The following is a 14,841-nucleotide window of genomic DNA, read 5'->3' on the forward strand; positions in this document are numbered from 1 at the left end:
GGGGAGGGAATGAATCACTTACTTCAAGTTGAAAACATGAAAGTAGAATTCCGGACAGCGAAAGGACCGTTAACCGCTGTTCGGTCCATCTCCTTCCATGTTGATAAAGGAGAAACATTATGTATTGTTGGAGAATCCGGTTGTGGGAAAAGTATCACTTCTTTATCCATCATGGGACTTCTCCCGCAGAACGGAAATATTGTGGAAGGTTCAATAAAGCTCGAAAATGATAAGTTGGTCGGGTTGACCGATGAACAATTGCAATCCTATCGTGGGAATAAAATATCAATGATTTTCCAAGAACCTATGACGGCATTAAACCCGGTTTTCACAATTGGCTACCAGCTTCAAGAACCGCTTTTAATCCATAAAAAAATATCGAAAAAGGAAGCAAAACAAGCAAGTATTGAGCTATTAAGAAAGGTCGGGATTCCAAACCCCGAAGAAAAAATTAATCAATATCCTCACCAGCTTAGTGGCGGGATGAGACAAAGGGTTATGATTGCCATGGCTCTCGCTTGTGAACCATTATTATTAATTGCTGATGAACCAACAACTGCCCTCGATGTTACCATTCAAGCGCAAATATTGGACTTGATTGAAGAATTAAAAGAACAAATGGGCATGGGCGTTATATTTGTAACCCATGATATGGGGGTTGTTGCTGAAATAGCCGATCGGGTAATGGTTATGTATGCTGGTGAAGTTGTCGAGATGAGTGATGCCCAAACAATATTTGCGAATCCGAAACATCCATACACACAAGGACTACTGGCTGCAGTTCCTGATGTTGAAGCGGATGCCCATGAATTGAACGTGATCCCGGGATCGATGCCGAATTTAGATGAAAAAATAGAAGGATGTCGCTTCCATCCGCGTTGCCCATTTGCAACGGATATTTGCCGACAAAAAAATCCGCCGACATTTAAAATATCTGAAAACCAAGAAGTAAAATGTTGGCTTCAGGAGGCGAAAATGCACATTGAATCAGCTGCCACTTCTTGAGATAAAGGGGTTAAAAACATTTTATCCAATCAAAAAAGGCATTTTAAAGCGTACAAAAGCCTATGTCAAAGCTGTTAATGATATAGATATCACCATATATGAGGGAGAAACACTCGGTGTCGTTGGAGAATCCGGTTGCGGCAAGTCAACACTTGGTCGTACCGTTCTTGGATTGGAAAGAAAAACAGGCGGCAATATCCGCTTTCGTGACGAAGAAATCGGTAATTTATCCGACAGCCAACTTAAAAAATATAAAAAACATATGCAAATGATCTTCCAAGATCCTTTTGCATCACTGGATCCTCGACAAAGAATCGGTGACGCTTTAGAAGAGGTATTTATTATCCATACAAATTTATCAAAAAACGAACGAGTCCAAAGGGTTAAAGAACTTTTAGTAGAGGTCGGATTGAAAAAGGAGCATTACGATCGTTTTCCACACGAGTTTAGTGGCGGTCAGCGACAAAGAATCGGGATTGCTAGAGCGATTGCACTCAATCCATCCTTAGTTATTTGTGACGAAGCGGTTTCTGCCTTGGATGTATCCGTTCAAGCACAAATTATTAAACTTTTACTGGAACTGCAAGAAAAACATCATTTGACATACATGTTTATTTCTCATGATTTAAGTGTCGTCCGTCATATTAGCGACCGTGTATTGGTCATGTACTTAGGTACAACTGCCGAACTAGGTACATCGGATCAAATCTATCGAAATCCGTTGCATCCCTACACAAAAGCTTTACTTTCCTCAATCCCTCGACCAATCCCGGGGAAAAACAAGGAAAGAATCAAGCTTGAAGGTGAAATTCCAAGTGCATCCAATTATCCAACCGGTTGCCCATTTCACACTCGTTGCCCATTAGCCACTGAACAGTGCAAAGTAACTCGTCCGGAATGGCGAGAAGTTGAAGAAGGACATTTTGTCGCCTGTCATGAAGTATGACTGATTGATAAAATAAGAAAACCCAGGAATGTGGAAAATTCATCATTTCTGGGTTTTTTAAACACAACTTGATTTTAAGGCTCCTAGATGACTTTACAACAGTTTATTTCGTCCCGAACAACCGGTCTCCGGCATCTCCCAAGCCCGGGATAATGTACCCTTTTTCATTCAGTCTTTCATCAAGGGCAGCGATGTAAATATCGACATCCGGATGGGCTTCTTCCAATGCTTTCAATCCTTCCGGTGCGGCAATGAGACACATAAAAATAATATGTTTCGCCCCGCGTTTTTTCAAACTGTTAATCGCTTCGACAGCTGATCCGCCTGTAGCCAGCATCGGATCCACAACAATGAAGTCCCGATCTTCAATGTCTGAAGGAAATTTCACATAGTATTCCACCGGTTTTAATGTTTCCGGATCGCGGTATAAACCGACATGTCCGACTTTTGCGGCAGGAATTAATTTTAATATCCCGTCAACCATACCCATTCCTGCACGTAAAATCGGAACAATCCCTAATTTTTTTCCTGATAGTACTTTTGCTTTTGTTTTTGCAACCGGCGTTTCAATCTCGATTTCATCCAAGGGCAAGTCTCTTGTTGCTTCAAAAGCCATTAATGTCGCAATTTCGTCAACCAATTCACGAAATTCTTTGGTCCCGGTTTCTTTTTTTCGTATGTATGTAAGCTTATGTTGGATTAAAGGATGGTCAAAAACGTAAACTTTTCCCATAGAAAACAGCCCCTTTTTAGATTTTAAATTTTCCTGCATACGGACTCGCTTTATTTTACAAAAAAATACAAAGTTCTACAATTCCTTCTTTATCTTATCATATTAGTTAAGCATTTGTCTTGTTCAGATTAGCACAATTATATGTATGTGTATAATTATTTTTCCTAATAAAATCTTTCACTAATCTTGGAAAATTATTTTACTCATATTAACTCAATTTAACTTTTCTACGATAAATTGCCAAAATGAAAGCCCCCTATTCGGAGGCTGAATATAAGAAGTGATTTATTAATTTTTTAGGATTCGTTTTCCTGAACAACATTAACATACAATGGACGTTTTTCTGTTAACGCCTGAACACGTCCCCGGGAAGTTTCCAAAACAGCTTGATCTTGATAATTTTTTAAGGTTGTTGCAATGATTTTGGCCACTTCGACCATATCTTCTTTCGTAAAACCGCGTGAAGTAACTGCTGCCGAACCGAGGCGAATACCACTTGTTACATTCGGGCTTTCCGGATCATAAGGAATCGTATTTTTGTTGCATGTGATCCCAATTTCATCCAATACTTTTTCCGCAACATTTCCGGTTAATCCGAGTGACCGCAAGTCGACGAGTAAAAGATGATTATCCGTACCGCCGGAAACAAGTCTTAACCCTTCTTCCACCAATGTTTCACCGAGTTGTTTTGCATTTGTGACTACGTTTTCGATGTATGTTTTAAACTCCGGTTGCAATGCTTCACCAAGGGCTACCGCTTTAGCCGCAATTACATGCATCAACGGACCGCCTTGTATCCCCGGGAAAATTGCCTTATCGATTTGTTTTGCATATTTTTCTTTGCAAAGAATCATTCCGCCCCGTGGTCCGCGCAAAGTTTTATGTGTGGTCGTCGTGACAAAATCCGCATAAGGAACCGGATTAGGGTGAAGTCCGACAGCAACAAGGCCGGCGATGTGAGCCATATCCACCATGAAATAGGCACCAACTTCATCCGCAATTTCGCGGAACTTGTTAAAATCGATGACCCGCGGGTAAGCACTGGCACCGGCGACAATTAATTTCGGTTTATGGGTCCGGGCTTTTTCTAATACATCGTTATAATCAATTGTTTCCGTTTTTTCATCGACACCATAATCGACAAAATGATATTGTTTCCCGCTAAAATTTACCCGGCTACCGTGAGTGAGATGGCCTCCGTGGGATAGATTCATACCAAGAACCGTATCACCCGGCTGTAAAACAGAAAAATAGACAGCCATGTTTGCTTGTGCTCCGGAATGTGGTTGAACGTTGGCATGTTCCGCTCCAAAAATTTGTTTCGCCCGATCCCTCGCTAAGTCTTCCACAACATCAACATATTCACAGCCACCATAATACCGTTTCCCCGGATACCCTTCCGCATATTTGTTCGTTAAAACAGATCCTTGGGCTTCCATAACCGCTTCAGAAACAAAGTTTTCAGAAGCAATTAACTCAATTTTGATTTGTTGTCTTTTTAACTCATCCTGAATTGCTTGAAAAACAGCCGGGTCTTGCTTAGCAATATGACTCATTTTCTTTATCCCCTTCCAGTTGTTTTCGATTTGCCGTTTGGCGATTTCATTTTTCACCTTTTGCCAAAAATATGAATCGTACCCAAAAGGGTTTTAAGGAAAATACTTCGTTCATACTTTGAGCAAAGGCTTTTGGCGGTGAACCAAAAATATGTACATATTACGAAATTAGAAAAAATTTGAATGCTCTATTATTGTAACATGTTTTTTGATATTCGGAAACTATCTATTTTTTACAGAAATTCTACACTGAATGTTCGTGTTTTGGGAAAATATATGCAAAGGGTCGCTGCTCTTTAGGAAAAAATATTCCGTTATGAGCAGGACCCTGATTTTAAAAACTATTTATGTTAGGCAAGTGGAATCGTCATGATCTAATTGATATACGGCCCTTTCCCCTCCGATTAGTTTTGGTCTTGTTTTTGCAAGGGTGACATGAGCACTGCCAATTTGGTTTCTCGAAACTCGTACCGGAACAGCGACGTGTTTCAAGTGCATCCCTATAAAAGTGTCCCCGATATCAATTCCAAAATCTGCTTTTATCTGTTCAACAACGACCGGATCGGAACATTGCCGATAAGCATAGGCCGCCATTGACCCACCTGCTTTTGGAACGGGGATGACTGAAACTTCCTCCAATCCATGACGTTCCGCTGTCAAACGTTCGACTACCAACGCTCGGTTTAAGTGCTCACAACATTGGAAGGCAAGGCTGACCCCTGTCGAATCGGCAAATCGCTTACATTCCTGATAAATCATTTCTGCTACATCGATTGATCCTTTCGTGCCAATGGTTTTCCCGATGATTTCAGAAGTTGAACAGCCTACGACAAGAATTTGATTTTTCTTTACATCGATTTTCTCGGCAAACTCTGAAAAAATTTGCTTAGCCTCTTCCCTCCATTGTTCGATCCGTTCCACTCTTTCGTTCACCTCATACTTTTCATACTATCTAGAAAATAGCATTTTAAAAACAATGGGTTTACTTAAAAATGTGTAATTCCGGTCCCATCTTATTTATTTTCATATTCATCAATTTTTCCGATACGTCTTTGATGTCTTCCTCCGAGAAATTCAGTTGTTAACCATGTTTTTGCAATCTCACGGGCCAGTCCCGGGCCGATAACCCGTTCACCCATAGCCAAAATATTTGTATCATTATGTTCACGGGTTGCTTTTGCACTAAAAACATCATGACAAAGCGCACAGCGGATGCCTTTGACTTTATTCGCTGCAATACTCATACCGATTCCTGTTCCACAAATGAGAATGGCCCGGTCAAATTCCCCGTTTGCCACTTTTTCCGCAACAGGTAGGGCATAGTCCGGATAATCAACCGATGTTTCACAATCGCAACCGAAATCTTCATATTCAATTCCAAGCTCTTCCAATAAACTTACGATTTCACCTTTCAGATGGACACCGCCATGATCTGCTGCAACGGCTACCTTCATCCTTATCACCTCTACTATTCGTGTATGTACCTTCTAGTATGAATCTATATCTTCATTTTATCACAATTGAAAAAATCCGGTATACTTACAGGCTTGGAAAACCAAGGGCTACAAAAAGGGAGGACGCCTGAACCTAAAATTTCCACCGGTATTTTATGCTTTTTTTAAAAAATATTTAAAAAAGATAAGTTGGTGACGCCATAATTTTGTCTACCATATTAAAAAAAGGGAAACGATTTTTGTTTCCCTTTCGTATTGTTCGGTCGCATCGTCATTGTAACATTTATACGATTTTAAATTGTGTTATCGTTTCTTTCAATTTATTGGCCAGTTCTTTTAATTCAACTGCAATTTCTTCTACATTAGTAATTACAGATGTTTGTTCCTGGGTTGAAGCGGCCACTTCCTCAGCACCCGCTGAGGTCTCTTCGGCAATGGCTGATACTTCCTGAGATTGGATTGATGTATTGTGAATACTGGTCATTTGTTGGTCAACTAATACGGAAATATTTTTCACGGCCTCGGCAACTTGATAAATCTTTGCTGTCATATCTTCCATCATTTGATTTGTACCGGCCCCTTTAGCTACTTCTTGATCGACGGATTCGACCTGACCGGAAATTTGGTTTAGAACTTGTTTCACTTCATTTTGAATATTATTTAAAAGTTCGGAAATTCCATGAACCGCTTTGGCACTCTCATCTGCTAAATTCCGAACTTCTTCTGCAACAACCGCAAAACCTCGGCCATGTTCACCGGCACGTGCCGCTTCAATTGAGGCATTCAGTGCCAACAAATTCGTCTGGTTGGCAATATCCCCGACAAGATGAATGATTTGTTCCACCTGTTCCGCATTTTTAGCCAAGCGATGAACCGATTCCAATGACTCTTTATTAGCCAGAGCCAAGTCTTCAATCCCGGTGATGAGTGAAGAAATAGCTTGTCTGCTTTTTTGCAAAACATCAAGCATTTCATTCGATTCTTTTTCAGAGTTTTTCGCTTTTGTCTGCACTTCCATCGCGATTTTTATCACATCTTCAATTGACTCTGCCGTGTTTTGAATTGACTCAGCGGAATTCTCAGCACCCTTTGATATTTCTGTAATGGTCTTTGCAATATTTTCGGCTTGTTCCGTTGCTTTTCTTGATTCTCGTGAAATTAAAAGCACTTTTTCATTGGTTTCAGAAAAATTATTCTCAATCTGCCTAACCATTTTGCGCAAGTTTTCAAGCATATAGTTAAACGCTAATCCGACAGCCCGAATTTCATCATCTGATTTGGAAACCTTTACATCTTTTGTAATATCTCCACTTGCCGCTTGCATGGCAGCCTGCTCTAAATCTTTTAACGGACGAACAATAAAAAATGCCGCCAAAAAAGCTAATATACCTGACCAAATAATTCCGAGAGCTAATGTTCCAATTGTGAAGACAAACTGATTAATGATATTTTCAAAGAATAAGGGGTAAAGAATATAAATAAAAAAAGCACTTGTTGAGTAAGTAATCAATGCCAGTAATGTTGTAAACCAGACTAGCTTTTTGCGGAGACTAAATTTATATTTTTTTCTGTTCATGTGCTCCTCCCCTTTGAAGACATTGATAATTTATTTTATACACCTAATGCAATTGATCCTCCAGCTTTGTGATTAAGTCATATAATTCCTGGTATGTACGTCGATATGTATCAATAGAACCGCCATACGGATCACTGACATCCATTCCATCTGCCTTAACAAATTCTTTTAAAGAAAAAACTTTATGTCGTAAATCGGGATATTGACCAACGATATAATCTTTGTGGGATTTCGTCATCGTCAAAATAAGATCCGCCCAATCGGCAACTTCCTTTGTAAATGGAGTGGATTGGTGTTGGTGGACTATGTCATTTTCTTGTAAAACTTCTTTTGCAAACGGCGAAATGTCAGATCCTTGTACAGCAAAAAGTCCTGCTGATTTGACTTCCAGGTTTTTATCAAGCTTTCTTGCAATTGCCTCTGCCATTGGACTTCTACATGTATTCCCGGTACAAATAAATAATATTTTTTTCATATCCAATCCCCCTATTTTATTATACGAGAATGGTGTTCATATTAAAAGTTTTTTGCAGGAAGGCTGAAGTGAGAGAATAGTTTCATATTTAAAAAGGAAAGATTAGTTTAATACCAAAGAATAAAAGAATGGAACCGCCAAAAGCTTCACTGTATTGACCAATAATTCCTTTCATTTTACGGCCTAACAATAGTCCGGCCCATGTTAAAATAGTTGCAAAAAAGCCGAATAACGTTATTGCAGTTAGAGTCTTGGCACCGAAAATTCCCAGCGTTAATCCTAAAGAGAAACTATCCAAACTGACACTGATGGCAAATAAAAATAAGCCGATACCAATCGGTTTAAAACTTCTTTTTTCATCATTTTTAAAACCGGACATAAACATATGGAAACCAATGAGGATCAATAATATCCCACCGGCATACGTGGCAAGTGCTCCAAATTGTTCGGATAAAAAATTCCCGGTCAGCATTCCAATCAACGGCATCCAGATATGAAATAACCCGACAGTCAGGCCAATTTTTACAATTTGTTTTAACCTTATCGAGGCCATTCCCATACCTAAGCTAACTGAGAATGCATCCATCCCCAACGCAAAAGCCATCAACGACAGTGTAAATACTTCACCTGTAACAGTAGACATGTAATTCCCCCTACCCAGAACGTACTCTTGGACTAGCTTTTATAAACATATGCAGGTTTTTGGGGGAATAGACATGCTTTTCATCGCGACTTTCTCTTGGACAAAACAGCTCATATTTCGGGGAACTGCTACGGAGGGAAAGCCGCGCTAATGGACAGTTTTGACGAAAAACAGGCTCATACTATCTATAAAGTTAATCAACGGTTTGAGGTGTGTTCTTTAATTATTCGATGACCGGCTGCTTTTAATAAGCGGTTCATAATTGCAACACCAATTCCTTCACGGGGAAAAACTTCTCCGTAAATCATATCGATCTTTTCTTGGTCAAATTGGCGTAATGCATCATATAAATGATGAGCCACTGTGGATAATTGCTCTCTTTGTCCACAACTGACGACCATATCGGCTTGATATGTATTTACCCGTTCATCCGTCGTTAATATGCCGACACGTTTGCCGATTTTCCGCATAGAATCCACCGTTTCTTGTAAAAAAGCAGGGCTGCCATCCACCAAATACATTGGTGCAGCCGGTGCATAATGTGTATACTTCATCCCCGGTGATTTCGGTTTTTCCACTTCTTCCTTCACTTGCCGATCCATGCCAACCGAACCGATAATCCCTTCAATCTCCTCTCTTGTTGTACCACCCGGACGCAAAATAACCGGGATTGGTTCTGTACAATCTATGACCGTTGATTCCACACCAACCCCGGTTTCACCTCCGTCCACAATCCCGGAAATTTTTCCATTTAGATCCTTATACACATGTTGGAATTTCGTAGGGCTTGGTTTACCAGAAAGATTGGCACTTGGAGCAGCAATCGGTAACCCGCTCGCTTCAATTAACGCTAAGGCAACAGGGTGGTTAGGCATGCGAATTCCTACTGTTGGAAGTCCTGCCGTTACCTTGTTTGATAAAATTCCTTGCTTTACTTTTAAGATGACTGTTAGCGGACCGGGCCAAAATGCGTTCATCAATTTTTTAGCTTGTTCCGGTATTTCTTCCGCATATTTATCCACATCTTCCATTTTACTTATATGAACAATTAGTGGATTATCACTTGGCCTGCCTTTTGCTTCATAAATTTTATTAACAGCTTCATCGCTTAATGCATTTGCCCCTAAGCCATACACCGTTTCTGTCGGAAATGCCACCACTTCATTTTTTTGTAATACCTCTGCCGCTTCAATAATCTGTGGATATGTGTATAAATTTTCCACAGTTTTATCCACAGTCCATATTTTTGTTAACATGTTTTTCTCCTTCTTTGTTGAAAATTATAATCGTTCGACTGTTATCATCCACAAAACATGAATGAAACCCCATAAAATTAGTGAAAGTCAATGAAACTATCCACAAAACTGTGGATAAACATGTTTAAAATGTGGATAAATATGCCCTCAACCATCCTTTTATCCACAGGCGAGCACTGTTTATCTAGAACTTCTTTTTATAAGTATAGGAAAAAAGTGCAAAAAATAAAAGTAAGGAACGAACAATCATTACAGAAACAACGCTCCTTGCAATTTTTTTAAATGGCAATGAATAAGATTGATAGATTTGGTCAACAATGGGTTACTGAAGGGAGAGGAATTCGATGAGGCAAAAATCGATACATGCAATAGCATTCTTTTTCATATTGGTTACGATCGCCAGTATGTTTAGTTTATATTTACCAAAAAGTTTTGCACAAGAGGAAGATGTAGTGGTTATCCCAAATGAAGCCATTCGACTACGAATTTTAGCAAATAGTAATTCCGAACAAGATCAAGAGATTAAAAGAATTGTTCGGGATCGAGTAAATGCCCAAATTACCGAATGGGTTAGCGACTTAACCTCCATGGAAGCGGCAAGAGAAAAAATCATTACAAATTTAGATATTCTTGAGGCAACGGCAAAAGAGGTATTGGAAGAAAACGGGGTAAATCAGAAGGTTCAAATTCGTTTTGGGGAAGTGGATTTTCCGACAAAACTATATGGTAATTTTCTTTATCCAGCCGGGAAATATGAAGCAGTGTTAATAACGCTTGGGGAAGGGACCGGGGCCAATTGGTGGTGTGTCTTGTTTCCACCGCTTTGTTTCTTGGATTTTTCAAGCGGGACTGCGGTGAGCGATGGATTTGAGGATAAAGGAAAAAATGTTTCAGATGACACGAAAATAGACCTGACTACACATAAAGAGAAAAAAAATGACGTGACGGCAAAATCAAATTCAGACGATCAATCAAATGAACAACTATATGTGGAAGAAAATGAAGAGGATGTAGAAGTAAAATTCTTTTTAGTAGAATTCATTGAAAATATATTTGATTTATTTAAATAAGGGTAAGCTTTTGGAAAACCGTATGGTAGAAAGCCCGTCGTTTCCAAAGAGCTTACCTTTTTGTTTGTAGAGTATAAAAAACCTTTATTCAATATAACCATACACCATTCGTTCTTTGCCATTGATATCATTCACGATTTCAATATCTATAAGAGGGAATAGTTCGCGGACGAGTTCCCTAATGGCTTGTCCTTGGCCGCTACCGATTTCAAAACCGATTAATGCCTTTTCTTTGATTACATGTGGCAGTTGCTGAATAATTTTTCGATAAAAATCCAGGCCATCCAGTCCGCCAAACAAAGCGGAAGGCGGCTCGTGATCTTTGACAACTGTTGATAAGCTTCCACGATCACTAAGCGGAATATAAGGTGGATTTGAAACAATGATGTCAAACCGCTTTTTCCCGATAAACGGTTCCAATAAATCCCCTTCAACCAGCTGAATATCAGCACCGAACCTTTTCGCATTTTCCTCAGCTATAACCAATGCTCCCTTTGATACATCGGAGGCAATGACATTCAATTCCGGCATTTCCAGTTTTAAAGTAATCGCAATGGCACCGCTCCCCGTTCCAATATCAATACAGTCCAATCCTTGACAGGTTCCAAAATATTTTTTCACTCTTTCCAGCATGCCAAGGACCAATTCTTCAGTTTCGGGACGGGGAATTAATACATCCGGATTTACGACAAATTTCCTTCCAAAAAATTCCTCATAACCAAGCAAATATTGAATCGGAGTCCCGTCAACATGTTGATAAATCAATTTTTGGAATGCGAACCACTCAGATAAGCTCAACTTTTCCCGCAAATTCAGCAATAGTCGGGTACGGCCCATCTTTAATACATGGCGAAGAGCGAGTTCCGACACATTTTTTTCCCGACCATGTTCCTCTAAAAAAGAAGAAGCCCAGTTGAGAGCTTCAAAAATATACTTTCCGTCAGCTTGCTTCATTTTTTAATCTTTCCGCCTGTTCATTTAAAATTAATGCTTCAATAATTTCTTCCAATTTGCCTTCCAAAATTTGATCGAGTTTTTGGATAGTCAAACCAATTCGATGGTCCGTTACACGGTTTTGCGGAAAATTATAGGTACGAATCCGCTCAGAACGATCGCCGGTTCCGACTGCAGATTTCCGGTTTGCATCATATTCGGCTTGCGCTTCTTGTTGGTATTTATCATAAATCCGGGCACGTAATACCTTCATGGCTTTTTCGCGGTTTTTAATTTGTGAACGCTCATCTTGACAAGTAACAACAATGCCGGTTGGTATGTGCGTTAAACGGACTGCGGACATCGTCGTGTTAACACTTTGCCCACCGGCGCCCGTTGAAGCAAACGTATCAAAGCGAATATCTTTTTCATTTATTTCCACATCGACATCTTCCATTTCCGGCAGAACAGCGACTGTAGCCGTCGACGTATGAATGCGGCCGCCTGATTCTGTTGTTGGCACTCGTTGGACACGATGAGCGCCATTTTCATATTTTAATTTCGAATAGGCACCATGGCCATTGATCATAAAAATAATCTCTTTATATCCGCCTAAACCGGTGGAATTGGCTTCGATAACATCAATTTTCCAACCTTGACTCTCAGCATAACGACTGTACATACGGAACAGATCTCCGGCAAATAACGCCGCTTCCTCACCACCTGCTGCACCACGGATTTCCATAATGACATTTTTATCATCATTCGGGTCTTTTGGAATCAATAAAATTTTTAATTGTTCCTCCAGTTGTTCAGCACGTTCCTCCAGGCTGGCAACCTCTTCTTTGACCATTTCACGCATTTCCGCATCCAGTTTATCTTCCAACAACAATTTTGCATCTTGGAGTTCTTCTTTAACTTGTTTATATTCACGATAGGTTTGCACGGTTTCCTGAATAGCTGACTGTTCTTTTGAATACTCCCGCAGTTTCTTCGGATCACTAACTACATCCGGATCACTAAGTAATTCATTTAATTTTTCATAACGGTCTTCCACAGCAGCTAATCGATCAAACATCGACATCCGTTACTTCACCCCTTCCATATATTTTTATCGGCCGCACTCTTAATTTTTCTCTTGGGAGATCCGGGATTTCATGATGATGACGACAACGTGGCTCATAACTTTCTGTTGCTCCTACCATAATGACCGGATCGTAATAAGATGCCGGCTTTCCGTTAATTAATCGTTGTGTACGACTGGCCGGTGATCCGCAAATTGTACAAACTGCCTGCAATTTAGTTATTTGTTCAGCGATACTTAACAACTTCGGCATTGGTCCAAAAGGTTCCCCGCGAAAATCTAAATCCAGTCCGGCTACGATGACCCGATAGCCCTCATTCGCTAATTCCTGGACAATGTCTACAATCCGATCATCAAAAAATTGTACTTCATCAATGGCGACCACATCGGTATCTTTTGTTATAAAGTCAAATATATCATCAGCATCACTCACCGGATGAGCATGAATGGCATCTCCGTTATGGGAAACGACCTCTATTTTACTGTAGCGATCATCTAATTTCGGTTTAAAAACTTCTACTTTTTGTTTGGCAAACTGACAGCGACGGACTCTTCGGATTAATTCCTCGGATTTTCCGGAAAACATGCTGCCACAAATGACCTCTACCCATCCTGATTGCTTCATTACATACATGCTGATTGCTGCTCCTTCCATCACAATTGACGAGTCTATTTCTTATTATTGGTTCCCAATCTATATAATAATCGATACATTCGTTGATGGAAACCCCTTTTTCGCTTTATCCCACTTTTAACGGGTAGTAAGACTCCCACCTTATGATTCTAATTTACAAAAAAATAGGTGCTGATTGAACTGCCGGCATTCGTCCGATTCGTTCAACTAACCATCATGAGGGAATGAAGAAACCCTCCGCTGATGGAATTTTCACTAATGGACGTATAAAAAAACAGGCAAGTGATCAGAACTTCTTGCCTGTTTTATATCCGAAACATATAGCCACACAAATGGACCATACCGTCTATTGTTTAAGACCGTATTTTTTGTTGAAGCGTTCAACACGACCATCTGCAGTAGCAAATTTTTGACGACCAGTATAGAATGGGTGACATTCAGAACAAATTTCTACACGTACTTCATCTTTAACTGATCCACTTTCAAATTCATTACCGCAAGCACATTTTACCATTACACGTTTGTAATTTGGATGGATTCCTGCTTTCATCCTATTTCACTCCTTTTGCCCTGAATCATTCTGAAACAGAGTTATTTCTCATCCATAAAGGTATCGCTAAAAAAACACTATTACTATTATAGCAAGTTGCCTCCTAAAAAGCAATAATCGTTTGCTGTAAAACAATACCATTTGATCTTTTTGCTCAAAGTCTACCTACTATGATAATGCCCTTTTAAAACAAGGAAAATCTTCTATGATAATGCCCGTTTCGAAACTCCATTATTTTTTAATTCATCCGTTAATGTTGTAATGAATTCCTCATTTGTTTTCGATTGCTGCAATTTTCTTATAAATTTCTCAGCAAAATCAGGCGTATCGGATAATGATTTGCGAAGTGCCCATAAGATTTCCAGTTGGGATTTCGGTAATAACAATTCTTCTTTCCGTGTGCCTGATCGCCGAATATCAATTGCCGGGAAGATTCTTCTTTCTGCAAGTGCCCGGTCCAGATGTAGCTCCATATTACCGGTTCCTTTGAATTCTTCATAAATAACATCATCCATACGAGAACCGGTATCGATTAATGCCGTTGCCAAAATAGTCAAACTGCCACCCTCTTCAATATTCCGGGCAGCTCCGAAAAATCGTTTTGGACGATGGAATGCTGCCGGGTCAATTCCCCCGGAAAGTGTCCGTCCACTTGGCGGAATTACTAAGTTATAGGCACGGGCAAGTCTTGTGATACTATCCAGTAAAATGATAACATCCCGTTTATGTTCAACTAAACGCATAGCCCGATCAAGCACAAGCTCAGCAACCTTAATATGATTTTCCGGAACTTCATCAAAGGTTGAACTGACGACTTCTGCTTTTACGGAGCGCTCAATATCGGTTACTTCTTCCGGCCGTTCGTCAATCAGTAAAACGATTAACTCTGCTTCCGGATGGTTTCTTGTAATACTATTGGCAATTTG

16 protein-coding genes are annotated in these 14,841 nt (G+C 39.9%); 3 read left to right on the plus strand and 13 right to left on the minus strand.

Features of this window, described 5'->3' with window-relative positions; all coding sequences use genetic code 11:
- Positions 1-9 precede the first annotated feature (9 nt).
- Together BT1A1_RS16255 and BT1A1_RS16260 are read left to right on the plus strand one after the other, a co-directional pair.
- Positions 10-1,005 (plus strand): ABC transporter ATP-binding protein, encoded by a 996-nt coding sequence (locus BT1A1_RS16255; RefSeq protein WP_034773207.1) that lies wholly within the window; start codon positions 10-12, stop codon positions 1,003-1,005.
- The gene (locus BT1A1_RS16260) at positions 983-1,951 is read left to right on the plus strand and encodes an ABC transporter ATP-binding protein (protein WP_034773208.1); all 969 of its coding nucleotides are present in this window, start codon (positions 983-985) and stop codon (positions 1,949-1,951) included. Before BT1A1_RS16255 ends, BT1A1_RS16260 begins: the two co-directional genes overlap by 23 nt.
- A 103-nt stretch (positions 1,952-2,054) precedes the next feature.
- Here BT1A1_RS16260 and upp read toward each other — a convergent pair whose 3' ends face one another.
- The 8 genes from upp to BT1A1_RS16300 all read right to left on the minus strand — a co-directional run bounded on the left by upp (position 2,055) and on the right by BT1A1_RS16300 (position 9,644).
- Entirely contained in the window at positions 2,055-2,684 is a 630-nt protein-coding gene (gene upp, locus BT1A1_RS16265) for a uracil phosphoribosyltransferase (RefSeq protein ID WP_034773209.1), read from the minus strand.
- Between the two features lie 296 nt (positions 2,685-2,980).
- Entirely contained in the window at positions 2,981-4,240 is a 1,260-nt protein-coding gene (glyA, locus tag BT1A1_RS16270) for a serine hydroxymethyltransferase (protein ID WP_034773210.1), read from the minus strand.
- A gap of 345 nt (positions 4,241-4,585) precedes the next feature.
- Positions 4,586-5,161, minus strand: a complete 576-nt coding sequence (locus BT1A1_RS16275; RefSeq protein WP_034773211.1) for a TIGR01440 family protein — start codon at positions 5,159-5,161, stop codon at positions 4,586-4,588.
- Positions 5,162-5,253: 92 nt separating this feature from the next.
- Positions 5,254-5,694, minus strand: coding sequence for a ribose 5-phosphate isomerase B (gene rpiB / locus BT1A1_RS16280; RefSeq protein ID WP_034773212.1), 441 nt, complete (start codon positions 5,692-5,694; stop codon positions 5,254-5,256).
- A 283-nt stretch (positions 5,695-5,977) separates the two neighbouring features.
- A complete protein-coding gene (locus BT1A1_RS16285) occupies positions 5,978-7,270 on the minus strand; it encodes a methyl-accepting chemotaxis protein (protein WP_034773214.1) in 1,293 nt (430 codons plus the stop codon).
- 43 nt (positions 7,271-7,313) lie between these two features.
- On the minus strand, positions 7,314-7,745 hold the full coding sequence (locus BT1A1_RS16290) for a low molecular weight protein arginine phosphatase (RefSeq protein ID WP_034773215.1): 432 nt from the start codon (positions 7,743-7,745) through the stop codon (positions 7,314-7,316).
- Between the two features lie 88 nt (positions 7,746-7,833).
- Positions 7,834-8,388: a manganese efflux pump MntP gene (locus BT1A1_RS16295; RefSeq protein WP_034773217.1), complete on the minus strand. Its 555-nt coding sequence runs from the start codon at positions 8,386-8,388 to the stop codon at positions 7,834-7,836.
- A 197-nt stretch (positions 8,389-8,585) separates the two neighbouring features.
- The gene (locus BT1A1_RS16300) at positions 8,586-9,644 is read right to left on the minus strand and encodes an L-threonylcarbamoyladenylate synthase (RefSeq protein ID WP_034773218.1); all 1,059 of its coding nucleotides are present in this window, start codon (positions 9,642-9,644) and stop codon (positions 8,586-8,588) included.
- 344 nt (positions 9,645-9,988) lie between these two features.
- Between BT1A1_RS16300 and spoIIR the strand changes: the two genes are divergently transcribed.
- The gene (gene spoIIR / locus BT1A1_RS16305; RefSeq protein WP_034773219.1) at positions 9,989-10,714 is read left to right on the plus strand and encodes a stage II sporulation protein R; all 726 of its coding nucleotides are present in this window, start codon (positions 9,989-9,991) and stop codon (positions 10,712-10,714) included.
- An 84-nt stretch (positions 10,715-10,798) separates the two neighbouring features.
- On the opposite strand, the gene prmC is transcribed toward spoIIR, so the two are convergent.
- From prmC to rho, 5 genes are all read right to left on the minus strand, one after another.
- Positions 10,799-11,668, minus strand: a complete 870-nt coding sequence (prmC, locus tag BT1A1_RS16310; protein WP_034773221.1) for a peptide chain release factor N(5)-glutamine methyltransferase — start codon at positions 11,666-11,668, stop codon at positions 10,799-10,801.
- Positions 11,655-12,725, minus strand: coding sequence for a peptide chain release factor 1 (gene prfA, locus BT1A1_RS16315; protein ID WP_034773229.1), 1,071 nt, complete (start codon positions 12,723-12,725; stop codon positions 11,655-11,657). Before prfA ends, prmC begins: the two co-directional genes overlap by 14 nt.
- Complete coding sequence (locus BT1A1_RS16320) at positions 12,718-13,365, minus strand: thymidine kinase (protein WP_034773223.1); 648 nt, start codon at positions 13,363-13,365, stop codon at positions 12,718-12,720. Before BT1A1_RS16320 ends, prfA begins: the two co-directional genes overlap by 8 nt.
- Before the next feature lie 346 nt (positions 13,366-13,711).
- The gene (rpmE, locus tag BT1A1_RS16325; RefSeq protein WP_034773224.1) at positions 13,712-13,915 is read right to left on the minus strand and encodes a 50S ribosomal protein L31; all 204 of its coding nucleotides are present in this window, start codon (positions 13,913-13,915) and stop codon (positions 13,712-13,714) included.
- 203 nt (positions 13,916-14,118) lie between these two features.
- The coding region (gene rho, locus BT1A1_RS16330; protein WP_034773225.1) for a transcription termination factor Rho at positions 14,119-14,841 on the minus strand (723 nt) is incomplete at its 5' end.

The sequence above is a fragment of the Caldibacillus thermoamylovorans genome, from assembly GCF_000751775.1.
Classification (GTDB): Bacteria; Bacillota; Bacilli; order Bacillales; family Caldibacillaceae; genus Caldifermentibacillus; species Caldifermentibacillus hisashii.